Source organism: Streptomyces pratensis (assembly GCF_037137275.1).
Classification (GTDB): domain Bacteria; phylum Actinomycetota; class Actinomycetes; order Streptomycetales; family Streptomycetaceae; genus Streptomyces; species Streptomyces pratensis_B.
In genome coordinates this window covers 315614-337725 of sequence record NZ_JBBBEN010000092.1, presented here as the reverse complement: position 1 = coordinate 337725, position 22112 = coordinate 315614, and the positions used below count along the sequence as shown (strand labels likewise).

Annotated in this window: 18 protein-coding genes; 8 read left to right on the top strand and 10 right to left on the bottom strand. The window is 73.0% G+C overall.

Translation table 11 applies throughout. The annotated features are described in order from the left end of the window. The first annotated feature begins 10 nt into the window (after positions 1 to 10). The 3 genes from V9U70_RS18330 to V9U70_RS18320 all read left to right on the top strand — a co-directional run bounded on the left by V9U70_RS18330 (position 11) and on the right by V9U70_RS18320 (position 2477). Positions 11 to 1000 carry an alpha/beta hydrolase gene (locus tag V9U70_RS18330; protein ID WP_336676561.1) on the top strand — a complete coding sequence of 330 codons (990 nt, stop codon included), beginning with the start codon at positions 11 to 13 and terminating at the stop codon, positions 998 to 1000. 117 nt (positions 1001 to 1117) lie between these two features. Then, entirely contained in the window at positions 1118 to 1675 is a 558-nt protein-coding gene (locus V9U70_RS18325; protein WP_336676560.1) for an MOSC domain-containing protein, read from the top strand. 79 nt (positions 1676 to 1754) lie between these two features. Then, the gene (locus V9U70_RS18320; protein WP_336676558.1) at positions 1755 to 2477 is read left to right on the top strand and encodes a CDP-alcohol phosphatidyltransferase family protein; all 723 of its coding nucleotides are present in this window, start codon (positions 1755 to 1757) and stop codon (positions 2475 to 2477) included. Here the strand turns inward: V9U70_RS18320 and V9U70_RS18315 are convergent. Beyond that, a complete protein-coding gene (locus tag V9U70_RS18315) occupies positions 2446 to 2895 on the bottom strand; it encodes an FAD synthase family protein (RefSeq protein ID WP_336676556.1) in 450 nt (149 codons plus the stop codon). The two genes, V9U70_RS18320 and V9U70_RS18315, sit on opposite strands and share 32 nt — an antisense overlap. 148 nt (positions 2896 to 3043) lie before the next feature. Here V9U70_RS18315 and V9U70_RS18310 point away from each other — a divergent pair, with 148 nt between their 5' ends. Genes V9U70_RS18310 through V9U70_RS18300 form a run of 3 tightly spaced genes read left to right on the top strand, consistent with a single transcriptional unit; the run spans position 3044 to position 7241 of the window. After that, complete coding sequence (locus V9U70_RS18310) at positions 3044 to 4306, top strand: glycosyltransferase (RefSeq protein ID WP_336676554.1); 1263 nt, start codon at positions 3044 to 3046, stop codon at positions 4304 to 4306. Continuing rightward, entirely contained in the window at positions 4303 to 5991 is a 1689-nt protein-coding gene (locus tag V9U70_RS18305; RefSeq protein ID WP_336676552.1) for a lipopolysaccharide biosynthesis protein, read from the top strand. The genes V9U70_RS18310 and V9U70_RS18305 overlap by 4 nt, the downstream gene beginning before the upstream one ends. Continuing rightward, a complete protein-coding gene (locus V9U70_RS18300; protein WP_336676551.1) occupies positions 5988 to 7241 on the top strand; it encodes an MATE family efflux transporter in 1254 nt (417 codons plus the stop codon). Before V9U70_RS18305 ends, V9U70_RS18300 begins: the two co-directional genes overlap by 4 nt. On the opposite strand, the gene V9U70_RS18295 is transcribed toward V9U70_RS18300, so the two are convergent. Next, positions 7210 to 8748 (bottom strand): hypothetical protein, encoded by a 1539-nt coding sequence (locus V9U70_RS18295; RefSeq protein WP_419723994.1) that lies wholly within the window; start codon positions 8746 to 8748, stop codon positions 7210 to 7212. The two genes, V9U70_RS18300 and V9U70_RS18295, sit on opposite strands and share 32 nt — an antisense overlap. Positions 8749 to 8848: 100 nt before the next feature. On the opposite strand from V9U70_RS18295, the gene V9U70_RS18290 reads away from it, so the two are divergent. Then, positions 8849 to 10054 (top strand): glycosyltransferase, encoded by a 1206-nt coding sequence (locus V9U70_RS18290; protein ID WP_336676549.1) that lies wholly within the window; start codon positions 8849 to 8851, stop codon positions 10052 to 10054. On the opposite strand, the gene V9U70_RS18285 is transcribed toward V9U70_RS18290, so the two are convergent. From V9U70_RS18285 to gmd, 4 genes are all read right to left on the bottom strand, one after another. Next, positions 10026 to 10865 carry a glycosyltransferase family 2 protein gene (locus V9U70_RS18285; protein WP_336676547.1) on the bottom strand — a complete coding sequence of 280 codons (840 nt, stop codon included), beginning with the start codon at positions 10863 to 10865 and terminating at the stop codon, positions 10026 to 10028. The two genes, V9U70_RS18290 and V9U70_RS18285, sit on opposite strands and share 29 nt — an antisense overlap. Then, positions 10862 to 11590, bottom strand: coding sequence for a hypothetical protein (locus tag V9U70_RS18280; protein ID WP_336676545.1), 729 nt, complete (start codon positions 11588 to 11590; stop codon positions 10862 to 10864). The genes V9U70_RS18285 and V9U70_RS18280 overlap by 4 nt, the downstream gene beginning before the upstream one ends. Beyond that, positions 11590 to 13842 (bottom strand): LamG domain-containing protein, encoded by a 2253-nt coding sequence (locus V9U70_RS18275; RefSeq protein ID WP_336676543.1) that lies wholly within the window; start codon positions 13840 to 13842, stop codon positions 11590 to 11592. The genes V9U70_RS18280 and V9U70_RS18275 overlap by 1 nt, the downstream gene beginning before the upstream one ends. A 316-nt stretch (positions 13843 to 14158) precedes the next feature. Continuing rightward, entirely contained in the window at positions 14159 to 15172 is a 1014-nt protein-coding gene (gene gmd, locus V9U70_RS18270; protein ID WP_336676542.1) for a GDP-mannose 4,6-dehydratase, read from the bottom strand. 115 nt (positions 15173 to 15287) lie between these two features. Here gmd and V9U70_RS18265 point away from each other — a divergent pair, with 115 nt between their 5' ends. Then, positions 15288 to 16271: a GDP-L-fucose synthase family protein gene (locus V9U70_RS18265; protein ID WP_336676540.1), complete on the top strand. Its 984-nt coding sequence runs from the start codon at positions 15288 to 15290 to the stop codon at positions 16269 to 16271. Positions 16272 to 16333: 62 nt separating this feature from the next. Here the strand turns inward: V9U70_RS18265 and V9U70_RS18260 are convergent, their stop codons facing one another. From V9U70_RS18260 to V9U70_RS18245, 4 genes are all read right to left on the bottom strand, one after another. Next, entirely contained in the window at positions 16334 to 17878 is a 1545-nt protein-coding gene (locus V9U70_RS18260; protein ID WP_336676538.1) for an exopolysaccharide biosynthesis polyprenyl glycosylphosphotransferase, read from the bottom strand. A gap of 276 nt (positions 17879 to 18154) precedes the next feature. Then, entirely contained in the window at positions 18155 to 18784 is a 630-nt protein-coding gene (locus V9U70_RS18255; RefSeq protein WP_336676537.1) for an alpha-ketoglutarate-dependent dioxygenase AlkB, read from the bottom strand. Between the two features lie 190 nt (positions 18785 to 18974). Next, entirely contained in the window at positions 18975 to 19691 is a 717-nt protein-coding gene (locus tag V9U70_RS18250; RefSeq protein WP_336676535.1) for a polyamine aminopropyltransferase, read from the bottom strand. A 107-nt stretch (positions 19692 to 19798) separates the two neighbouring features. Next, entirely contained in the window at positions 19799 to 21484 is a 1686-nt protein-coding gene (locus V9U70_RS18245; RefSeq protein ID WP_336676533.1) for a ribonuclease J, read from the bottom strand. Between the last annotated feature and the right edge of the window lie 628 nt (positions 21485 to 22112).

The following is a 22112-nucleotide window of genomic DNA, read 5'->3' as shown; positions in this document are numbered from 1 at the left end:
GGAGGCCACCGTGACCGCGCAGAACCCCACCCGCAGGAGCATCCTCAAGTCCGCCGGCGGGCTCACCGCCGCGGTGGCCCTGGGCGCCGGCGGCGTTCTCGCGTCGGCGTCGCCGGCCTCGGCGGTCGGCGACGGCTTCGGCCTGCGGATCGTGGAACGCGGAGAGCACGATCACCGGATGTGGTACTACCGGTTCCAGACCTCCGCCATCGGTGGGTGGAATCCGGCCGTCAACGTGCTGCTGCCCGACGGCTACCACACCAGCGGACGCCGTTACCCGGTCCTCTACCTGCTGCACGGTGGTCAGCAGGACTTCATCACCTTCGACGCCCACCACAACATCCGGGGCCTGACCGCCTGGAAGGACCTCATCGTCGTCATGCCCGACGGCGGACGCGCGGGCTGGTACTCCAACCCGGTCAGCACCACCGTCGGCGCCCGGGACTGGGAGCACTTCCACATCGCGCAGCTGCTTCCGTGGATCGACGCCAACTTCCGTACCTACGCCGAGTACGACGGTCGTGCCGTGGCCGGGTTCTCCATGGGCGGCTTCGGCGCCCTGAAGTACGCGGCCAAGTACTACGGCCACTTCGCCTCGGTCAGCGCCCACTCCGGCCCGGCGAACCTGCGCGGCGCCAACGGCGACGTGGTGACGCACTGGGCCAACGCGTCCTCCGCCGCCGTGGAGCTGGGGGGCGGCACGGTGTACGGCATTCCCTGGGACCAGGCCCGGGTCAGCGCCGACAACCCGGTCGAGCGCATCGAGAGCTACCGGCACAAGCGGGTCTTCCTGGTCGCCGGCACCAGCCCCGACCCCGTCAACTGGTGGGACCAGGCCAACGAAGGGGTGGTGCTCCGCACCCAGCGGGAGTTCCGCCACCACCTCCACCGCGTCGGCATCCCGCACGAGGCGCACGAGCTGCCCGGTGGCCACTTCGTCCGCCCCGAGATGCTGGAACGCGACATCAACGGCGTCATCGCGCGCCTGCGCCGGGCCTGACGCACGGTCCTCGCCTGGCGTCCGCTCTCCGCCGGCGCCCCTGCGCTCGGGGGCTCCCGCTCCGGGACAGCCCTTAAGCTCGTGGCAGACCAAGCGCATCGACCGGGGCGGAGAGACATGCAGGGGAACGTGGCGGACGGAACGGTCACAGCGGTCAGCAGCAGCGACGCCTACACGTTCACCAAGTCGAATCGGGACAGCGTCACGCTGCTCGCCGGACTCGGCGTCGAGGGCGACGTCCACGCGGGCGCGACGGTCAAGCACCGCTCCCGGGTCGCCCAGGACCCCAGCCGGCCCAACCTGCGCCAGGTCCACCTGCTCCACGCGGAACTGTTCGAAGAGCTTGCCGCCGCCGGATTCACCGTGGCCCCCGGGCAGCTCGGCGAGAACCTCACCACTCGGGGCATCGATCTTCTGGCCCTCCCCACCGGCACGCTCCTGCGCATCGGTGACGCCGCCGTCGTGGAGATCACCGGTCTGCGCAACCCCTGCCAACAGATCGACGCCTTCCAGGACGGGCTGCTGAAACGCGTCGTGGGCCGGGACGCGACGGGCGCCGTCGTGCGCAAGGCGGGCGTCATGAGCGTGGTGCGCCAAGGCGGAGTTGTCCGGCCCGGTGACACGATCGCGGTGGAACTGCCCGCACCGCCGCACCGCCCGCTCGAACGGGTCTGACGGCTCGCCCCACGCAAACCGGCCACGGGGCCCGTCCGCGCGTGCCATGATGCGGGCGATGCCGGACGCTGGGGGGCGTATGGGAAGCACGGGCACAGCGCTGCGCGATCTGCGCGGCGCACAGAAGAGCGCCAAGGGCGTCTCGCTCTACTCACGGTACGTGAACCGCCCCGCCGGGCGGTTCCTGGCGGCCGGGGCCTTTCGACTGGGAATGACGCCTCATCAGGTCACTTTGCTCAGCGCCCTGTTCACCTACGGCGCGCTGGGCTCGGTCGCCCTCTTCGAACCGTCGTGGACGCTCGCGGTCCTGGTCTACGCGGCGCTCGCGGTGGGTTTCGCCTTCGACTCCGCCGACGGCCAGCTCGCCCGGCTCACCGGCGGGGGAGGGCCAGACGGGGAGTGGCTGGACCACGTCGTGGACTGCGGCAAACTGCTGCTCGCCCACACCGCCGTACTGATCTCGTTCCACCGTTTCGGCGACCTGCCCTCGGACGGCTGGTTGCTGCTGCCGCTGGGCTTCCAGTTCGCCGCCGTGCTGACGTTCTGCGCCGGACTGCTGCGCGAACAGCTCGGCAGGGCCGCGGCCGCCCAGGGGGCCGGCGGTGCGGCGCCCGTCTCCCGGGTGCGGGCGGTGGCGCTGCTGCCCGCCGACTACGGGGTGTTCTGCCTGGTCTTCCTGCTGCTCGGCGCACCCGAGGCCTTCCGTGCCGGGTACGCCGCGCTCGCGGCGGTGCACACGCTGTTCCTGGCGGCCTTCCTCGCCAAATGGTTCAGGGAGCTGAGAGCGCTCCGGGCCGGTTGACGAGCACGTCCAGGGCCCGGCGCAGCTGGGTGCTGGACGTGTGCACCGTGTACGGGAAGTAGACGACCTCCACGCCCACGTCGGCGAAGTCGCGCTCCAGCTTCTTCCCCTTCTCCGTTCCCCGCCAGTCGTCGCCCTTGAAGATCACGTCGAACCGGACCTGTTGCCACGTCTCGACCTTGTCCGGCACGGTCTCCACGAAGGCGGCGTCCACGAAGCGCACACTCCGGACGATCTCCAGCCGCTCGCGCAACGGGACCATGGGCGTGTGCCCCTTGGCCAGGACGGCCATCTCGTCCGAGACCACCCCCGCCACCAGGTAGTCGCACTGACTGCGGGCGTGCCGCAGGATGTTCAGGTGGCCGACGTGGAACAGGTCGTACACCCCGGGCGCGTAACCCACCCTGTGCTGCACCATCCGTATCTCTCCCCCCACGGTGAACGTGATCCGGTGATGTTCCAACGACCTTACTGTGAAGGGCACTTGTGCAAGCCGTGAACGGATAAGCTCGGTCGGGGCCGTCCCTGGGGGACGGCGGCCGTCATGGGGGGAGGGCGATCGTCCGATGTCCGACGTCGAGGGGCGCGGGCCGTTGCGGGGCCGCCGCCTCCTGGTGGTGTCGACCAACTACGCACCCGAGGTGACGGGCATCGGCCCGTACGCCACCCAACTGGCCGAGCACTGGGCCGCGTCCGGCGCACGCGTCAGAGCCCTCACCGGCATGCCGCACTACCCGTCCTGGCGGCTGGACGCACGCTACCGGGGGGTGTGGCGGACGGTGGAGATACGCGGCGGCGTCGGCGTCCACCGTCGCGCCCACTACGTGCCGCGCCGGCAGAGCGCGCTGCACCGCGCCGCGTTCGAGGCCAGCGTCCTCGCCACCGGACTGGCCGCCCCGCCGCCGGGGCGGCCGGACGCGGTGATCGCCCAGATGCCCAGCCTCGCCGGCGGCGTCATCGGCGCCCGCCTCGCCCGCCGCCACCGCGTCCCCTGCATACCGGTCGTCCAGGACCTGATGGGCGCCGCCGCCGAGCAGAGCGGCATCCGGGGCGGCGGCCGGGCGGCCGCCCTCGCCGCTGCGGCCGAACGGTACGCCCTGCGCGGAGCCGCCCTCGTCGGCGTCATACACGAGAGCTTCGTCCCCGGCGTCACCGCTCTCGGCGTCGACCCCGGCCGCATCCGCCTCGTCCCCAACTGGACCCACGTGCGGAGCCCGGCCGCCGACCGGGCGGCGACCCGCGCCCGGCTCGGCTGGAGCGAGGGCGCCCCCGTCCTGCTGCACTCCGGGAACATGGGCCTCAAACAAGGGCTCGAGGTCCTGGTGGACACCGCCCGCCTCGCCCCGGACCTCCGCGTCGTCCTGATGGGCGACGGCAGCCGGCGCGACACCCTGCGGGCCCAGGCCGCCTCCCTGCCCAACGTGGACTTCCTGGAGCCCGCCGGAGCGGACGAGTTCCCCGACGTCCTCGCCGCCGCCGACGTCCTCGCGGTCACCCAGCGCGCCTCTGTCCTCGACATGAGCGTCCCCTCCAAGCTCACCTCGTACTTCGTCACCGGACGCCCCGTGATCGCCTCCGTCGCCGAGGAGGGGGGCACTGCGGACGAGGTCCGCCGCTCCGGCGCCGGAGTCCTCGTCGCGCCCGAGGACCCGGCCGCCCTGCTGGCGGCGGTGCGCAAGCTGACCGCCGACCCGGCGGCCGCCGACGCACTCGGAGCCGAAGGGCCGCGCTACGTCGCACGCCACCTGAGCAGGCAAGCGGGTCTCGCCCGCTTCGACGCCCTGCTCGCCGAGGCCCTGCACGACGCACAAGGGAGCCCCCGCCGATGACGGACCCGAGCCGCGCCCTGGACGACAGGGACGAACCGGCGCTGCTCCGCGACCAGTTCCGCCAGCTTCTCCGCTACCGGAGCCTGCTGGTCGTCGGCGTCGCCATCGGCCTGTTCGGGGGCGGCTACCTCGCACTCAGCGGCGAGGACGTCTACACCGCCACCGGCGAGGTGCAGGTCCGCTCCGCGACCGCGGACCCCTTCGCCACCGGAGCCTCCGCCGACAAGGGCATCAACATCGGTTCCGAACGCCAGACCGCCGTCAGCGACACCGTGGGGACCCTCGCGGCCGGCACGCTCCTCAAGGCGGGAGACGACGTCACGGCCTACGAACTCCTCGACGGGCTCCAGGTCACGAACCCGCCCAACACCCTGACCCTGCGCTTCGCGTACACCGGGGACACCCCCGAGGAGGCCCGCTCCCGCGCCGAAGCCCTGGCCAACGCGTATCTGGCCCACCGCAGGGCGCGCACAGAGGACAGCATCAGGAACATGTCCGACGGCTACCGGGCCCAGCTCGACCCGCTGGAGGAGAAGCGCGACCTCCTGGAGGACCAGATCGGCGTCGGGTCCGCGGACGACGTCAGCAGCGCCCGCGCCAACATCATCGTCTCCATCTCCGAGCTGAGCCGGAAGATCTCCGAGCTCCAGGCCCTGGACACCACCCCTGGCTACCTCGACAAGAAGCCCGTCGCCCCGACCGAGCCCACCGGCGCGGGCCTGCCCCTGCTGCTCGGCCTCGGCGGCGTCGTCGGCCTCGCTCTCGGACTGCTGCTGTCCTGGGTGCGCCTCGTCTTCGACCCCGCCGTACGCTCCACCCACGAGCTGGTCCGCTCGCTCGGCGCGCCGCTGCTCGGCGCCCTGCCCCGGGAGCGCGCCGCCAGGGGAAGCCTGCTGGCCATCGGCCGCAGCGGCTCGCGGCTCGCCGAGGAGTACCGCGCGGTCGCCTTCCGCCTCGCCTACGACCCGGCGTTCGCCGAGAGCCGCCGTCTGCTGGTCGCCGCACCGCGCGGCGACAACCGCGCCGCGTCGGCGGCGGCAGTCAACCTGGCCGCGGCCTTCGCCGAGATGGGCCGCGACGTCCTGCTGGTCGAGGCCGATCTGCGGAGCCCGTCGCTCGTCCGCGGCCTCGGCCCCGCCGCCCACGAGGTGCGCCCGCCGCGCTGGGCCGCGGAGGAGGGCCGCGGCGGCTGGCCCACCGGCGGCCGCTCCAACGTGGACGTCCCCGGCTCCGGCGCATTCGCGCTGATCCCCGGCGCCACCGTCGACAACGTGCCGCGCGCGCTCACCTCCACCCCCGTCGGCCGCATCGTCGCGGAGGCCGACCGGCCCGGCAGCGTCGTCATCGTGCTCGCCCCGCCCGTCCTGTCCTACGCGGACGCCGTCGCCCTGGTCGACCGGGTGGAGGGCGTCATGGTCGTCTGCGACCCGCGCGAGGTGCACCGCGGCGACCTGGAACGCATCCGCGAGATCATCGGCGCGTCGGGCGGCCGGGTCCTTGGGGCCCTGCTCCACCCCGGCCGGGGCCGCCTGCGCCGCACCGAGCGCCGCCCCCGTCCCGCCCGCCGCTCCGGCGGGGACGGAAGCGGCCCCCCGGCGGCCGGCGCGGGGGCGTCCGGACTCACCGGCGACCCCGCCCAGACCCTCGCCCTGCGCCACGTCACCCGCCCGCCCGTGCGCCGGTGAGAGCCCGCACCGCCGTCCTCTGCTCGGTCGCGGACCAAGGTGTGGCGGCGCTCACCAACATCCTGGTGCTGGTGGCCGCCGCCCGGCTCTCCACCGTCGCCGACTTCGCCCGCTTCTCGGCGGTCTACCTGGCCTTCACCGTGCTGCTCGGCGTCTTCGGCGCGTACACCGGGCAGCCCCTCGTCCTCGCGCGCGGTACGGGCGAGAGCACCCAGAGCGCCTGCCGCTCGGCCGTGGTGTTCACCGTGCTCGCCGCGACCGGGCTCGGCGCGCTCCTGGCCGCGGTGGCCTCGCTCGTCCCCGGTGACACCGCCCGCGCTCTGATCGTGCTCGGCGCGGTCCTGCCCGTGGTGCTGGGACAGGACACCGCGCGGTACGCCTTCGCCGCTCTCCAGCAGCCCCATCTCGCCCTCTCCAGCGACCTGCTGCGACTCGTCTGCGTGCTCGGGACGCTGTCCGCCCAGGACTACGGGACGGCCCCGGCCCGGCTGACCGCGGTATGGGGGCTGTCCGCCCTTCCCGCCCTGCTGCTGTCCGCCGTCCTGCTGCACCGGGCCACCGCCCGGTCGTCGACGCGGCTGCGCCCCCTGCTGCGCCGAGGCCATCTCGGCCGGCGCTTCGTCGTGGAGTTCGGCGTGGGCAACGCCACCGGCCAGCTGTCCGTCCTCGGCCTCGGCGCCGTCGGCAGCCCCCTCCTCGTCGGGGCGCTGCGCGGGGCGACCACCCTCTTCGGGCCGCTGAACGTGCTGTTCACCTCCGCCACCTCCTTCGGCCCGCCGATCCTCCACCGCATCGGCGACGAGCGCCGCCGGGTGCGGGCCGCCGCGGCTCTGGCCGCCGTCCTCGCCACGACGGCCGCGCTCTGGGCCACCGTGCTCGCCCTGCTGCCCGAGCGCGTGGGGCGCGAGCTGCTCGGCGACACCTGGCCCACGGCCGCCGCCCTGCTGCCGGCGACCGGCAGCCAGTACGCGGCGATGGCGGCCGGCACCTGCGGACTGCTCGCCCTGCGCGTGCTCGACCCCCGCACCACGCTCGGCATCCAGGTCGCCTTCTCCCTCACCGCCGTGGTGTTCCTCGCCGGCGGATACGCCCTCGGCGGCGTCACCGGGGCAGCCTGGGGCCTCTTCCTCGGCTCGGCCGGCAAAGCGGTCGCGACCTGGACCCGGGTGGCCCGTCTGCGCCGCCGCGCTGCCGTGCCCGCCGCGCCGGACGGGGGAGTCAGCGCCGGCGCGCCGCCCGGTGCTCCCTGAACGTGGCGACCAGCAGCAGACACAGGGCCGCGATGGCGAGCTTCCCCACCGCCTGGAGCAGCGGGCCGCGCAGCAGGATGAAGGTGTAGCCGGCGATCAGCGGGACCGCGATGGCCAGCACACTGCCGGGACCCGGCCCGGCGCGGGTGACCGCGAGCGCGTACCGGCGGTCCGTCCGGGCCGCCGCGTAACCGATCAGCGCCAGCCCGCCGATCACGCCGGCCGGGCCGAGATCGACCCACAACTCGGTCCACAGCGGGGCCGACAGGTTTGTCATGCTCATACCCATCCACTGCCCGACCCGCACCCCGGTGTCCTCCGGCTTTCCGCTCCACACCGCCCGGGGAACGAAGAAGAGCGCGGAGCCGGTCAGTTGACGGCCGAACGTATGGCCCCGGGCGTCCACCCACGCGACGGCGTTGGCGAACATCACCGTCTGGTCGTAGTCCTTCGTGGCCAGCGGCTCGAAGACGGAGGCCGACCGCACGGGCCGGTAGCCCTCCTCGTCGTACCGGAACCGGTCCGCGTACGGGAACAGCACCAGCGCCCCCACCACGCCCGCCGCGAGCACCGAGCGGTACATCGCCGCGCTCCTGGGGAAGGCGGTGAACAGCAACGACACCAGGACGGTCAGGAACCAGTAACGGGCGTTGGAGACCGGGTTGTTCACCACCGCGTTGACCACCGTCAGCGCCCCCCACACCAGCACCGTCGACGGGGTGCGCCGCGCCCGGCGCGAGGTCACCAGCCGGCGGGTGAGGAACAGCAGCGCCAGCAGGGCCGGGACCGTGCCGAAGCCCTTCAGGAGCGCCGAGCCCACCTGCGACTCGGCCGAGGCGACCCCGCTCGCCGCCACCGTCGCGCTGATCTCCTGCCGACTGGAGAAGAAGACCGCGGGCCCGCCCAGCTTCAGCACGTAGTACCCGCTCGCCGCGAAGGCGAGCAGCACCAGCAGCCGCAGCCGCAGCGGGTGCGCCACGGCGGGCCCGCCCGCCCCGCGCCCGGCCGGGGCCCGCCGCCGCAGCGGCCGCCGCGACGCCAGCAGCGCCCCCAGGTCGAAGGCGGCGCACCCCACGAGGACCATCGCGATCGCCGTGACCAGGTCGGAGCGCGGCCCGACCATCGGGGTCGGCGTCCGACCGATCACCACCTGGGCGAACGGCGCCACGCCCATCGCGATGTACACGAACATCCAGAAGACGCCCTGGAGCAGCCGCCGCCGGGTCGACAGGATCATCGTCGCGAGCCGGGCACCCGCATAACAGGTCAGGACCAGCTGGAGCCAGTACGCGGTGTCCTGCGCACCGCTGCCGGGCTGGGCGGCGATCACCGCGGGCAGGAAGCAGACCAGCCCCAGAATGAGCGGCACCGCCAGCGCCCGCGACAGCATCGCCCACGCGATCGGCCGCGCGGCGGGCTCCTCAGGGCCCCCGGCGGCTGCCTGCCCCTCGGGGCCCCCGGGCGCCCCCGTGGTCGGCCCGTGCGCCGACGCCTGCACCGACGCCATGCGCCCCCCCATTCCGCGGAACGCCCAACACTCTAACGAACCAGGGAACTTGGCGGGGTGCGATGACTACGCTGGGCGCAGTCGGCCGAGGGGGACCCTGGTGAGAATCCTGCACATCGTCACGCTGCACACCCCGGACCACGCGTTCGGCGGACCGACCCGGGTGGCGCTCAACCTGTCGAAGGCCCAGCGGGCCGCCGGTGACGACGCCCGCGTCATGGCCCTCGCGGACGGCTTTCCTGACGGCGCACTGCCGGGTCACGTCGAGGGAGTCCCGGTCAGGCTCTTCCGGGCCCGGCACCTGCTTCCCGTGTTCGAGGTCAGCGGCATCACCTCCGCCACGCTCCTGCGCACCGCCCGGCGGATGATGCGCGGCGCCGACCTCGTGCACGTCCACCTGATGCGGGACCTGGTGACGCTGCCCGCCGCGCTGATCGCGCTGGCGACCGGCACCCCCCTGGTCGTCCAGACCCACGGCATGGTCGACCCGACCGAGAACAAGGCCGCCCGGATCACCGATCTCCTCGGCGTGCGCACGGTGCTGCGCCGCGCGGACGCCGTCCTGCACCTGACCGAGGCCGAACGCCTCGCCGTGGACGCGGTCGCCGCCCCCGTCCCGCTGACCCGCACCGTGCGGTTGGTCAACGGCGTGCGCCCCCAGGAGCGCAAGCCCGGCCGCGCTCCCGGCCGGCCGCCCACCGTGCTCTTCCTCGCCCGGATACAGGAGCGCAAGCGCCCCGAGGACTTCGTCGCCGCGATGCCGCACGTGCTCGCCCGGCGCCCCGACGCCCGGTTCGTGCTGGCCGGCCCCGACACCGGCGCGTTGCCCGGCGCCCTGGCCCTCGCCCGGAAGCTGGGCGTGAGCGCCTCCCTGGACCACGTCGGCCCGCTGGACCACGAGGCGGTCCTGGCCGCCGGACGGAACGCCGACGTGTACGTCCTGCCGTCGATCGAGGAGCCGCTGGGGGTCTCCGTGCTGGAGGCGATGTCCGTCGGCACCCCGGTCGTCATCACCCGGACCTGCGGCCTGGCGCCCGACGTGGCCGACGCGGGCGCCGGCCGGGTGATCGACAGCCGCGTCGGCGAGGACGCGGCCAACGCGCGCGCGGTGGCCGAGGCGGTCCTGGAACTGCTGGAGCCCGAGGCCGCCGAGAAGGCGGGCCGGGCCGCCTGGGAGCTGGTCCACGGGCGCTTCACCATCGAAGCCGTCACCGCCGCCCTCCGGCCGACCTACGAGGGAGTGGTCCGCCGGAGGGGGGCGGCGAGCAGTCACAGGTTCAACGCACCGGCCTGTCACGTGACTTGAGCGCTATCTGCCAGCGATAGAAGCTCATGGCCAGCGCGAAGTCGAAGCCCGCCCGGCCGTCCAGGAAGCCCCGCCGGTAGAGATACATGTACGCGAACGACACCACCGGTTTGAACGGCGCCTTGTGGAACAACCGCCCCTGACGGGACTTGGCCTGCCGCACCTGTTCCTTCACCTCGGGATGATGCTCCAGCCACGCCTCCCAGTCCGAGTACCGGTTGTGCCGTTCGAACCAGGCGGTGACCGGATCGCGGTCCTGGTGCTCGATCGGGTTCTTCAGCGCCCCCACGGTCGCCGCGACCGGTTGGTAGTGCCCCTCCACCTCCCCGATGCCCGGCGCGTCGAGGTCCCCGACCTCCGGATAGCGGCACCGCGTACGGTCGGTCAACGACCTCTTGCGGATGGTGTATCCGTGCCGCAGCCGCTTGCCCGAGAACCAGTATCCGAGCGGTATGTCGTACGCGGCCGGCCTGGGGGCCGCCGGGTCGGAGAAGGCCTCCCGCAGTTCGGCGAGCAGCCCCGGGCTGAGGCGTTCGTCGCCGTCCAGCAGCAGAATCCAGTCCAGGTCGGTGCGGACGTTCTCCAGACACCACTGCTTCTTGCGCGGATGGCCGCCGTCCCAGGTGTACGTGACCACCTCGGCCCCGCACTCCTCGGCGATCTCGACGGTGTCGTCGGTGCTGTGGGAGTCCACCACCACGACCGCCTCGAAGTGCCCGAGCACCGATCCCACGGCCTCCGCGATGTTCAGCCCCTCGTTCTTCGTGGGGATGGCGACGGCGATCGGGAGGCGGGGCGGCCCGGCGGTCATCCGGTGGCTCCTTCGGCCAGCCAGGCGTAGCAGCCTGTGGAGGTGAACGTACGGGCGGACCCGGGGATCGTGATCCTCCGGGAGACGCCTGTGTCGGAAGTGCCAGAGGCCAGTTCCCTCTCCCCGTCCCCGCCGATCCGCCAGGAGCAGTCGGCGGTGGGGGAGGCGGACCGGTAGACGCCGGGCCGGAGCCGCTTCCCGGTGTGCGTGCCGTCCGGATAACCGTACGCCGCCTCGTCCACCAGATCCTGGTGGTGCGGGCAGAGCCCGGCGACCGCGTCCGCCGCGTCCGGGATCTCGTCCGTCACGATGGCGCCCACGGCGGTGTCGCGGTCGCCCTTGGCCAGGAAGCGGAGCTTGTCACAGGTCTCCTGGCCCGTCTGGAGGACGGCGGCCGGGTCCATGCCGCGCGGCACCCGGTCTGCCAGGTATTCCTTCTGCTCCCTGGTGAAGGTCCCGGTGGCCGGGGTGATCTCGTCGGCGGGGGTCTTCGGTCCTTCCGCCGAGGCGGTGGAGGCCGGCGGCCCGGGGGCCGTCGGCTCCCCGGCAGCCGGCGCGGTGGGAGCGGGGGAGCCGACGGGGGCTCCGGGCACGGCGGGCCCGGAGGCCGCGAGGCGCCGGTCGTCCGCGGCCTTCCGGGCGTCGCCGTCCGCGGACGTGCCGCAGGCGGCCGTCATCGCCAGCGTCGCGACGGCGGCGACGACGGCCAGGGTCCGGTGTCTCATCAGCCGTTCCTCAGGGCGTGGTGCGCACTGATCCGGGAGGCGCTCAGCGCGGTCGGGTAGACGGCGGTCTCGTCGATCTGACCGGCGAAGAAGTTACTGGTGGGGCGGCCGGGCCAACTGCCCAGGTTGCCCCCGCCGACCCGCCAGTAACCGGGGGAGTCCTCGTTGCCGGTGTACAGCCTGTTCGACGCGCGTCGTTGTCCGTCGACGTACAGGCTCACGCCGTCCGCGCCCTGGGTGGCGACGACATGGTGCCACCGGCCGTCGTTGTACGCCGCCGGGGTGACGATGGTCCGGGACCCGCCGCTGTACACGCCGAAGGTGAGCCGCCCGTCGTCGCGCATGTAGACGTGCTTGTCGTAACGGGTGCTGTTCTCCTGGGTCACGTTGCCGAAGCCGATGATCTTCCCGCCCCGGGTGGTGGTCGTCCTGATCCAGGTCTCCACCGTGAACCGGGGCGGCGCCGCGCGCAGCCGGTTGCTGTAGGCGTATTCGTCGACCCCGTTGAAGCCGATCGCCGTCGAGGGTCCGGCCACCGCCGCCGGGGTCTGGCGGTAGGCGGGGGCGTTGCGCAGGAAGCCGTTGTCGAGGTGGCCGCTGCTGTCGTGGGCGAAGGTGGAGACGCCCTCGTCGTAGCGCCAGTAGAGGGTGGCCCCGTCCGCCCTGACCCGGGCCGGGTACGCCTCCGCGGTGCTCGTCACCATGGCCGACTGGGCCGGGGACTTGGCGCTGGTGTTCACACCGTCGCTCGCCGTGATCCGGTATGTGTGCGTCTCGCCCGGCGACACGTCGGTGTCCGTCCAGGTGAGCTGGGGCCGGTCCCAGAAGACGGAGTGGCCCGTCGTGGTGTGGACCGGCGTGTTGGAGCCGTCCTTGTAGATCCGGTAGGTCAGCGTGCCGTCGTCGGCGTCGAAACTGGTCTGCCAGTTCACGTCGACGCGCCCCGGAGTCAGGGTGGAGAGGCTGACGTTGGGCACCCAGGGCGCACCGGTGTCAGGGCCGTCCGCGAACCGGGTCAGCCCCTGCTGGCGTTTGCCGTTGACGGTGGTGAACTCGCCCCCCACCCACAGGTAGTGGCGCTGACCGCTGCCCGTCTGGGCCATCACGCGCGGCCCGACCGGCTCCCCGATGCCGTCGTTGGTGTCCGGGAACCACGGCAGCAGCTTCGGGTCGTCGACCGCTTGGGCCAGCAGATGCTTGCGCGGCTGCTCGGGGAACGAGCCCATGCTGGAGCAGTCGTGGGCGTGGCTGCCGCTGTACAGGACGCCGGAGTGCACCAGCACGGCCTGCGTGGCGCCCAGGCAGGTGTCCCGCCACCGCTGCTGGAAGTCGTCGAGGTCCAGGGCGATACGGCCGTCGAACACCCCGCCGCCGCTGCCCTCGTTGGCGGTGTAGAAGCCGGTGGCGTCGGTGGTGATGTCCTGGACCGTGGAGTTGTCGTGGATGAACCCCGGGTAGGTCTTGGCCAGAGCGCCGGTGGTGGCGTCGACCACGGCCAGGGCGTGGCTGCCGGCGCCGTTGACGCGGAAGAAGTCTCCGCCGAGCAGCACGTTGCGTCCGTCCGGGGTCACCTCCACGGCCCGCGCCACCTCGTCGGCGTTCGCGGTGAAGGGCAGCAGCGACGCCCCGGTGGTCACGGCGGCGAACTTGTTGCGGGTCTGACCGCCGACACTGTTGAAGTCGCCGCCCAGATACACCGTGTCGGCGGTGACGGCGAGCGCCCGTACCGTCGCCGTCACGGCGATCTTGAAGTCGTCGCGGGGCGTGCAGGTCGCGGTGTCGATCGCCGCGATGTTGCTGACGCCGACGCCGTTCACCGCACCGAACCGGCCGCCCGCGTAGAGGGTCGCACCGTCCGGCGACAGGGCCAGGGACCGGACGGTCGCGGTCCCCGTGGAGATGGTGAACGACAGTGCGCAGTTTGTGGGCGCCCCCGTCGCCGCGTCGAACGCGGCGAAGTTCAGGGCGGGCTGCTCCTCTGTGCCCGGGGCGGCGGTAGGAGGCCGCAGGGTGGAGAAGGTGCCGCCCGCGTAGACGACGCCGTCGCCGGCGGCCATCGACCAGACGATGCCGTTGGTCTGCCAGGTACTGAGATCGTCCGCGGTGATGGCCACCGGCGGGGTCAGCGCCGCGACGGGGGAGGTCCCGGCCGCGGTCGCCGTCATGGCTCCGGCCAGCAGGCCGCAGACGGCGGCGAAAGCCCGCACGCGAGTGCCCCCTGCGGCCTCTCGCCCGGTGTTCCTGTTCATCATTCAGCTCCGAAGGTGAGAACGAGCCGCGACCGCGGGGCCGCGGGTCCTGTCTCCCCGCACGGTCAGGCGGACCCTGGGGCCCGGCGTGCGCGCGGGGCGAGCGAGCGGGCAGAGCGCGCGGCCCCGCCCCGGCGCGGTGGGCTCCACCGGACGTCCGGTGGAGCCGGCCTCCGCGCCCGTGACGGTGGTCACCGCGAGCGGGCCGCCTCAGCCGGTCCGGGGCGCGACGGCCCCGGGCGGCGCCGGGCCCCGAGCCCCCGGAGGCGCGACCGGACAGGCCACGCCCCGTCGGCGCCCGACGGGTACGCGGCGCCGGTCATCTGTCCACCCGCACGGTCGCGCCGGCGAGTTGGTCGGCCAGCTGGCGGATGTCCGCGTCGACCATGATCCGGGCCAGTTCCCGCGACTTCACATCGGGCTTCCAGCCCAGCAGCTCCCGTGCCTTGGAGGCGTCGCCGATCAGCGCGTCGACCTCGCTGGGACGCTCGTACTTGGGGTCGTACCGCACGTGCTCGCGCCAGTCGAGCCCCGCGTGTTCGAAGGCGAACGCCAGGAACTGCCGCACGCTGACCCCCTCGCCGGTTGCCACCACGTAGTCGTCGGGGGAGTCGCACTGGAGCATCCGCCACATGGCGTCCACGTACTCCGGCGCATACCCCCAGTCCCGGACGGCGTCCAGATTGCCCAGGTGCAGACGGTCCTGGAGCCCCGCCTTGATCCGGGCGACGCCCCGGGTGATCTTCCGGGTCACGAACGTCTCGCCCCGGCGCGGCGACTCGTGGTTGAACAGAATCCCGTTGACCGCGAACATGCCGTACGCCTCGCGGTAGTTGACCGTGGCCCAGTACGAGTAGACCTTCGCCACGCTGTAGGGGCTGCGCGGGTGGAACGGGGTCCCCTCGTTCTGCGGCGGCGGGCTGGCGCCGAACATCTCGGAGGAGGAGGCCTGGTAGACCCGGGTGTGGATGCCGCTGGCCCGGACCGCCTCCAGCAGCCGTACGGTGCCGAGCCCGGTGACGTCGCCGGTGTACAGCGGGGCGTCGAAGGAGACCCGCACATGCGACTGCGCGCCCAGGTTGTAGACCTCGTCGGGCTGGATGTCGCGCAACAGGTTCACCAGCGCCACCCCGTCGGACAGGTCCGCGTGGTGCAGGACGAAAGAACGCTCCGGCTCCTCCGGGCCCTGGTAGATGTGGTCGATGCGCTCGGTGTTGAAGCTCGAGGAGCGCCGGATGAGCCCGTGCACGGTGTATCCCTTGTCGAGCAGCAACTCGGCGAGGTACGAGCCGTCCTGGCCGGTCACTCCGGTGATGAGCGCGGTCTTCGCCACTGCTTCCCCTTCTCTGCGCCCGCCGGTAGAGCGGACGGTCCACCGGCATGTCGGAATGGGAGCGTCCTGCGGCACGCCGTCACCGCAGCCGCCTACTGCTGGCACAATCCGATCCATGACCTCCGAACTCCCCGGCCCACTCCGGGAATCCGCCCGCCCCCTGCTGCGCCCCGGCTCCCGCGTGTTCGTCGCGGGGCACCGGGGACTGGTCGGTTCCGCGGTGGCCCGCCGCCTCGCCGACGACGGCCACGAGGTGCTCACCCGGGGCCGCGACCTCCTCGACCTGCGCGACGCCGCGCGGACCGAGACGTATCTGCGGGACGTCCGCCCGGACGCCGTGGTGCTGGCCGCGGCCAGAGTCGGCGGGATCATGGCGAACAGCACGTACCCGGTGCAGTTCCTGGAGGACAACCTCCGCATCCAGCTCAGCGTGATCGCGGGCGCGCACGCGGCGGGGACCGGGCGACTTCTCTTCCTCGGCTCGTCCTGCATCTACCCCCGGCTGGCTCCCCAGCCGATCCGCGAGGAGGCGCTGCTCACCGGGGAGCTTGAGCCGACCAACGAGGCGTACGCCCTGGCCAAGATCGCCGGCATCGTCCAGATCCAGTCCTACCGGCGGCAGTACGGCGCCTCCTACATCAGCGCCATGCCCACCAATCTCTACGGGCCCGGCGACACCTTCGACCTGGAGACCGCGCATGTGCTGCCCGCGCTGATCCGCCGCTTCCACGAAGCGCAGCGGGCCGGCGCGCCCGAGGTGACCCTGTGGGGCTCCGGCGCCCCGCGCCGCGAGTTCCTCCACGTCGACGACCTCGCCGCCGCCGTCGTACGCCTGCTGGAGGCCTACGACGGCGACGAGCCCGTCAACGTCGGCTGCGGAGAGGACCTGACCATCCGCGAACTCGCCTGTCTCGTCGCAGAGGTGACGGGCTATGAGGGCCGCATCGACTGGGACGCCTCGAAGCCGGACGGCGCCCCGCGCAAACTGCTCGACGTGACGCGCATGACCTCCCTCGGCTTCACTCCGCGGATACCGCTGCGTGAAGGCGTCGCCCGCACGTACGCCTGGTGGCTCGGCCGGTTCCCGCCCACGGCCTGACCGTCCACCGGCGTGTGCGTCGCGGCGCACCGGGACTCCTCGCATCCGTGCGCCCGCCTCCCTCAGTACGCCCCGCGGCCGTCGGCGACGGCGCGCACCGTGCGGACGAGAAGCCCCATGTCACCGGCCACCGACCAGTTGTCGACGTACCACAGGTCCAACGAGACGGCCTCCTGCCAGGACAGGTCGGAGCGCCCGCTCACCTGCCACAGCCCCGTCATTCCCGGCTTGACGGCCAGTCGGCGGCTCTCGCGCTCGTCGTAGCGCGAGGCCTCGTCGGGCAGTGGCGGGCGGGGGCCGACCAGCGACATGTGCCCCAGCAACACGTTGAAGAGCTGCGGGAGTTCATCGATCGACGTCCGGCGCAGCGCCCGGCCGACCGGGGTCACCCGAGGGTCGCCGCGCATCTTGAAAAGGGGGCCGTCGGCCTCGTTGTACGGCGCGAGCCGGGCCTGACGAAGCTCCGCGTCCGCCACCATCGTGCGGAACTTCCACAGAGTGAACGGCCGGCCCTGCCGGCCCTGCCGGATCTGCCGGTGGAAGACGGGGCCCCGCGAGGACAGCCGCACGCTCAGCGCCACCGCCAGGAGCAGCGGCGCCAGCACCAGCAGCCCGAACAGGGCGCCCGCGCGGTCCAGCACGTTCTTGAGCACCGTCTGCGGGCCCCCGCGCAGCGGCGGGGCGACGTGCAGCAGGGTGAGCCCGGCCGCCGTGGCGGGCCGCACCCGCTCGGCGGCGACCCCGGAGAGCTCCGACAGCACGCACAGGGCGAGGCCCCCGTCGTGCACCCCCCAGCCGAGCCGCCGCAGCCGGTCTCCGGTCAGGTGAGGACCGGGGGCCACCAGCACCAGGTCCGCGGCGTGGGCGCAGGCCCCCGCGAGCACCATGGCCACGTCGCCGCCGTCCTGGTGGGGCGCCAGCCGGCCCGAGACGCGGACCCCGTCGTGGGCCCAGGGCGCGGACCCCACCAGGATCGCCGCGACGGGCTGGTAACCGTGGTCCGTACGGGAGTCGAGCAGCCCCACCGCCCGGTCCACCCCCCAGGCCTCACCGACCAGCAGCACTCTGCGGGCGGTCGGGCCGCGCCGCCCGGCACGCGCCCACCGGGGGAGCTCCGCCGCCGCTGCGGCGACCGCCAGTCCCGGAGCGACGGCCACGACGGCCGTGGCCGGGCCCACCGGGCCGCCCGCCGCGGTGTGCAGCACGGCCAGCACACCGATGAGCACCAGCCAGTCGCCGATCGCGCCGGGCGCACCGCCCGACGCGGACCGCGACGGGCCGGCGTACCGTCCGCGCGCGCCCCGTAGCGCGGCCCACACCAGTCCGGCCGCGGCGGCGGCCGCCACCGGCCTGGGCTGGTCGCCCGCCCGTAGCAGCAGCCAGGCCGGCCCGGCCAGGCCCAACAGGTCGATCAGTGCGGCGTACAGCGTCCCCGGGCCCCGCCGCGCCGGGGCGCGGCCGACCGGTCCACGCCGCGCGGTCGGGGCTTCCCACAGCTGTTCCAGCGCGGCCGTGCGCCTGGGGGGAGCGGTGGTGCGGGGGCGCGGCGCACCCCGGAGCCCCACCGGCCCGGATATGCCCGTCTCCGGTATCTCGACATGCCCCATGAACCCCCCAGTCACAGTCGCAGCCCCCGCAAACGCGACGCATCCGTCGATCCCATGGACTGACGGATGCGGCCTCGCTCGGTGCACGATATCCACACACGTGCCATTTCGCTGGAGTTCTCGTGAAGTTCAGGCGGTGCGGTTCACAGGCACAAGATCCATCCGAACGGCCCGATGTCGCCTTGTGCGTAAGGATGTTGACTGAGCGACAGATCGGCAAGGGGCGGCCGCGGGGTTTCGGACGGGCGCGCCCCGCGGGGGCTGCTCGCGGGCGGGTCAGCGCACGCCGTCCGGCCGGAACTGGACGCTGACGCGCGGACCGACGGCCCGTGCGGTCTTGGGTACCGCGTGCTCCCAGGTGCGCTGACAGCTGCCGCCCATGACGATCAGGTCGCCGTGCCCCAGGGGCGTGCGTACGGGGGCGGGCCCCGGGCGGCGCGGCCGCAGGGTGAGATGCCGGGGCGCCCCCAGGGAGACGATCGCGACCATGGTGTCCTCGGTGCTGCCCCTGCCGATGGTGTCGCCGTGCCAGGCGACCCCGTCCCGGCCGTCGCGGTAGAAGCACAGCCCGGCCGTCGTGAACGGTTCGCCCAGTTCGGCCGCGTAATGCCCGCTGAGTTCCGTGCGCGCGGCGTCGAGGGCGGGGTGCGGCAGGGGAGCGCGGCGCCCGAAGAAGGCCAGTAGCCGGGGGACGGCCACCACGCGTTCGTACATGATCCGCTGCTCGGCCCGCCAGTCGACGTCGCGTATCAGTGCTTCGCACAGCGCGTCCGCTCCGACGAGCCACTGCGGCAGGACGTCGATCCAGGCCCCGTGGCCCAGCTCCGTGCGTCGCAGCCCGCTCAGCGGACGGGTGCTGACCTCGGCCTCCTGGTCGAAAAGTGAGCTTTGCAGGTGTACGGCCATGAGGTGAGCGTAACGTTATTCGAGCACGCGTGCGAATAGGTGGACGGGGTGCGCGGCCGACGCCGACGCCCGGCCGCTTCTGAGCGGCCGGGCGTCGGGCGGGTGGGCGTCGTGGAGTGGCGAGTGGCGAGCGGGCCCCCACGCCCGTGACGGCAGGCGGTCGGCCGGTCACCGTGCCGGTGGCGGGCGGTTACTTCCGGCGAGCCACGTAGACGGTGTTCGTCGCGGTGCCGCTCTGCAGCGGGTTGTCGAAGTCCACGACGTGGGCTTCGACAGCGGTGAAGACATCGGCGAGCACGGCGGTGAACTGCTCGTCCGGCGGGTCGTTGGACCACAGGGCGAAGACTCCGTCGGGACGGAGGTGCTCGGCGAGGCTCCGCAGCCCGTCCGGTCGGTAGAGGGCGGCGTGGCGGGGGTTGAGCACGTGCCGCGGCGAGTGATCGACGTCCAGCAGGACGGCGTCGAAACGCCGCCCCGGCGACCGCGGGTCCAGCCCCGCAGGACCGGCGGCCGCCTCGAAGAAGTCGGCCCGCACCAGGCGGCACCGGGGGTCACCGGTCAGTCCCGCGCCCAGGGGCGCCAGATGCCGTTCGTGCCAGTCGATGACCTCGGCGAGCGCCTCCACCACGACCAGCGAGCGCACCCGGGAGTCGTCCAGAGCGGCCCGTGCGGTGTACCCGAGCCCGAGGCCGCCCACCGCGACGTCGAGTTCGCCGCCGGGAAGCGCGGCCAGCCCCAGATCGGCCAACGCGATCTCTCCGGCCGTGAAGAGGCTGGACATCAGGAACTCGTCCCCGAGCTTCACCTCGTACACGTCGTCCTGTGACCCCGGGTACCTGCGGCGTCGCAGGCTGATGTCGCCCAGGGGCGTCGGGCGCCAGTCGATCTCCTCGAAACGCGCGGTCATCGGTGCTCCTCGTCTCTGCCCCGGGCGGCCGGCCGGTGGTCGACGCCACCGACCGGCAAACGCTGCCCGGTCTCTTCTCGGAACGGCTGCGGCACAGGGGCCGCGCCTCAGGCGTCGATGATGACGGGGATGATGAGCGGCCGGCGGCGGTGGCTGCGGAACGCCCAGTTGGCCACGGCGCGTGCGATGAGCTGTTCGAGCTGATGTGCGTCGCCGACGCCTTCCTCTGCGGCGGTGGCCAGCGTCTTCTCGATGACGGGGATGACGGGCTCGAACGTCTTCTCGTCGTGGACGAAGCCGCGGGCGAGGAAGTCCGGGGCCTCTGCGAGCGCGCCGGTGTCGGCGTCGACGATGGCCACGACGGTGACCACGCCTTCCGAGGCGAGGGTGAGCCGGTCCTTGAGGGACGCCTCCGTGGCTCCGCCGACCTCCATGCCGTCCACGTAGACGTAGCCCGCGGGCACCTTGCCGGTGATCTTCGCGCGGCCGCCGACGAGGTCGACGACGACGCCGTCCTCGGCGATGACCACCCGGTCGGGGTCCACTCCCGTGCTGATGGCCAGGTCCGCGTTGGCCCGCAGGTGCTTCCACTCGCCGTGCACCGGCATGACGTTGCGCGGCTTGATGATGTTGTAGCAGTAGACGAGTTCGCCGGCGCTGGCGTGCCCCGAGACGTGCACCTTGGCATTGCCCTTGTGGACGACGTTCGCGCCCCAGCGGGTCAGTCCGTTGATCACCCGGTAGATGGCGCTCTCGTTGCCCGGGATGAGCGAGCTGGCCAGCAGGACGGTGTCGCCCTTGCCGATGCGGATCTGGTGGTCGCGGTTGGCCATCCGGGAGAGCGCCGCCATCGGCTCGCCCTGCGACCCGGTGCAGACCAGGGTGATCCGGTGGTCGGGCAGCTTCTCCAGTTCCTTGGTGCTCACGACCAGGCCGGAGGGCACCTTCAGATAGCCCAGCTCGCGGGCGATCCCCATGTTGCGGACCATCGAACGGCCCACGAAGGCGACCTTGCGCCCGTGCTGGTGTGCGGCGTCCAGGACCTGCTGGATGCGGTGCACGTGGCTGGCGAAGCTGGAGACGATGACCCGCTTCGGGGAGGTGCGCATGACCTGCTCGATCGCGGGGTTCAGATCGCGCTCGGAGGTGGTGAAGCCCGGCACCTCGGCATTGGTCGAGTCGGAGAGGAAGAGGTCGACGCCCTCCTCGCCGAGCCGGGCGAAAGCCCGCAGGTCCGTGATGCGCTCGTCCAGCGGGAACTGGTCCATCTTGAAGTCGCCGGTGTGCAGAACCATGCCCGCGCCGGTGCGGATCGCGACCGCGAGCCCGTCCGGGATGGAGTGGTTGACCGCCACGAACTCGCAGTCGAACGGGCCGAAGCTGCGCCGGTCGCCCTCCCGCACGCGCACGGTCCGGGGCTTGATGTGGTGCTCCTTGAGCTTGGCCTCCAGGAACGCCAGCGTCAGCTTCGAGCCCACGACCGGAATGTCCCTGCGCTCACGCAGGAGGTACGGCACGCCGCCGATGTGGTCCTCGTGCCCATGGGTCAGCACGATGGCCACGACGTCGTCGAGGCGGTCCCGGATCGAGGTGAAGTCGGGGAGGATCACGTCGACCCCCGGCTGGTTCTCCTCGGGGAAGAGAACGCCGCAGTCGACGATGAGCAGCTTGCCCGCGTACTCGAAGACGGTCATGTTGCGGCCGATCTCGCCCAGGCCGCCCAAAGCGACGACCCTGAGCCCCCCTTCGGGCAGCGGCGGGGCGGGCTTCAGCTCTGGATGCGGATGACTCATACCGTGACGCTACCGGAGGGTCCTCCGCTTGATCCATCGCGGGCGGGCATAGGGGTGGTGCGGGCGGCGGGGCCGGGTCCGGAGCCGGCACTCCGCTCGGGGTGCGACGCCACCGGCGGGCCGTGGGCAACCCGGCCCGCAAGGCGTCCGTGAACGCCGACCGGGCCGTTCGCGACCAAAGGTAATTGAATGATTACTCATAGCTGCCGAGGCGGGAGGTTCCGTGGAGACGGGGCGGGCGGGAAAGGGGGCGCGACCCCCGACGGCTCGGCCCCGGCCCGGCAGGCACCGGGCGGCTCCGCTCCGGCGGGGGCGGTGTCGCCCCTCCGGGCCCCGACCGGTCGCCAGTCTACTCTCACGTCAGGGTATGTTTGCGGTCCGCAGGTGCCGGGTCCCCGCGCCCCGGCCCTGCTGCGCCCCCGCGGCCCCGCGCGCGGTCCGTCCTCACGGGGGCGTCGGTGCGCCCGCTCCGGTGGACGTAGCCTGGGGGCATTGCGCCTGTGCGCGGAGTCGGAGGCGCGCCGCCGGCTCCGGTGCCCGGGCGCGGCCGCCCGGCTTCCGCCTGACCGCATGTACGGGCGTGGCCTGAGGCGCTGGACGGGTTTCCTCGCCCCGGCGGCCCGCCGCC

What these genes read in the sequence shown, in the direction of transcription:
- V9U70_RS18250 (WP_336676535.1), bottom strand. Translation starts at nt 19,691, where the DNA reads ATGACCGCGCGTTTCGAGGAGATCGACTGGCGCCCGACGCCCCTGGGC.
- V9U70_RS18310 (WP_336676554.1), top strand. Translation starts at nt 3,044, where the DNA reads ATGTCCGACGTCGAGGGGCGCGGGCCGTTGCGGGGCCGCCGCCTCCTG.
- V9U70_RS18285 (WP_336676547.1), bottom strand. Translation starts at nt 10,865, where the DNA reads ATGACCGCCGGGCCGCCCCGCCTCCCGATCGCCGTCGCCATCCCCACG.
- V9U70_RS18295 (WP_419723994.1), bottom strand. Translation starts at nt 8,748, where the DNA reads ATGGCGTCGGTGCAGGCGTCGGCGCACGGGCCGACCACGGGGGCGCCC.
- V9U70_RS18255 (WP_336676537.1), bottom strand. Translation starts at nt 18,784, where the DNA reads ATGGCCGTACACCTGCAAAGCTCACTTTTCGACCAGGAGGCCGAGGTC.
- V9U70_RS18320 (WP_336676558.1), top strand. Translation starts at nt 1,755, where the DNA reads ATGGGAAGCACGGGCACAGCGCTGCGCGATCTGCGCGGCGCACAGAAG.
- V9U70_RS18325 (WP_336676560.1), top strand. Translation starts at nt 1,118, where the DNA reads ATGCAGGGGAACGTGGCGGACGGAACGGTCACAGCGGTCAGCAGCAGC.
- V9U70_RS18265 (WP_336676540.1), top strand. Translation starts at nt 15,288, where the DNA reads ATGACCTCCGAACTCCCCGGCCCACTCCGGGAATCCGCCCGCCCCCTG.
- V9U70_RS18260 (WP_336676538.1), bottom strand. Translation starts at nt 17,878, where the DNA reads ATGGGGCATGTCGAGATACCGGAGACGGGCATATCCGGGCCGGTGGGG.
- V9U70_RS18280 (WP_336676545.1), bottom strand. Translation starts at nt 11,590, where the DNA reads ATGAGACACCGGACCCTGGCCGTCGTCGCCGCCGTCGCGACGCTGGCG.
- V9U70_RS18275 (WP_336676543.1), bottom strand. Translation starts at nt 13,842, where the DNA reads ATGATGAACAGGAACACCGGGCGAGAGGCCGCAGGGGGCACTCGCGTG.
- V9U70_RS18305 (WP_336676552.1), top strand. Translation starts at nt 4,303, where the DNA reads ATGACGGACCCGAGCCGCGCCCTGGACGACAGGGACGAACCGGCGCTG.
- V9U70_RS18245 (WP_336676533.1), bottom strand. Translation starts at nt 21,484, where the DNA reads ATGAGTCATCCGCATCCAGAGCTGAAGCCCGCCCCGCCGCTGCCCGAA.
- V9U70_RS18315 (WP_336676556.1), bottom strand. Translation starts at nt 2,895, where the DNA reads ATGGTGCAGCACAGGGTGGGTTACGCGCCCGGGGTGTACGACCTGTTC.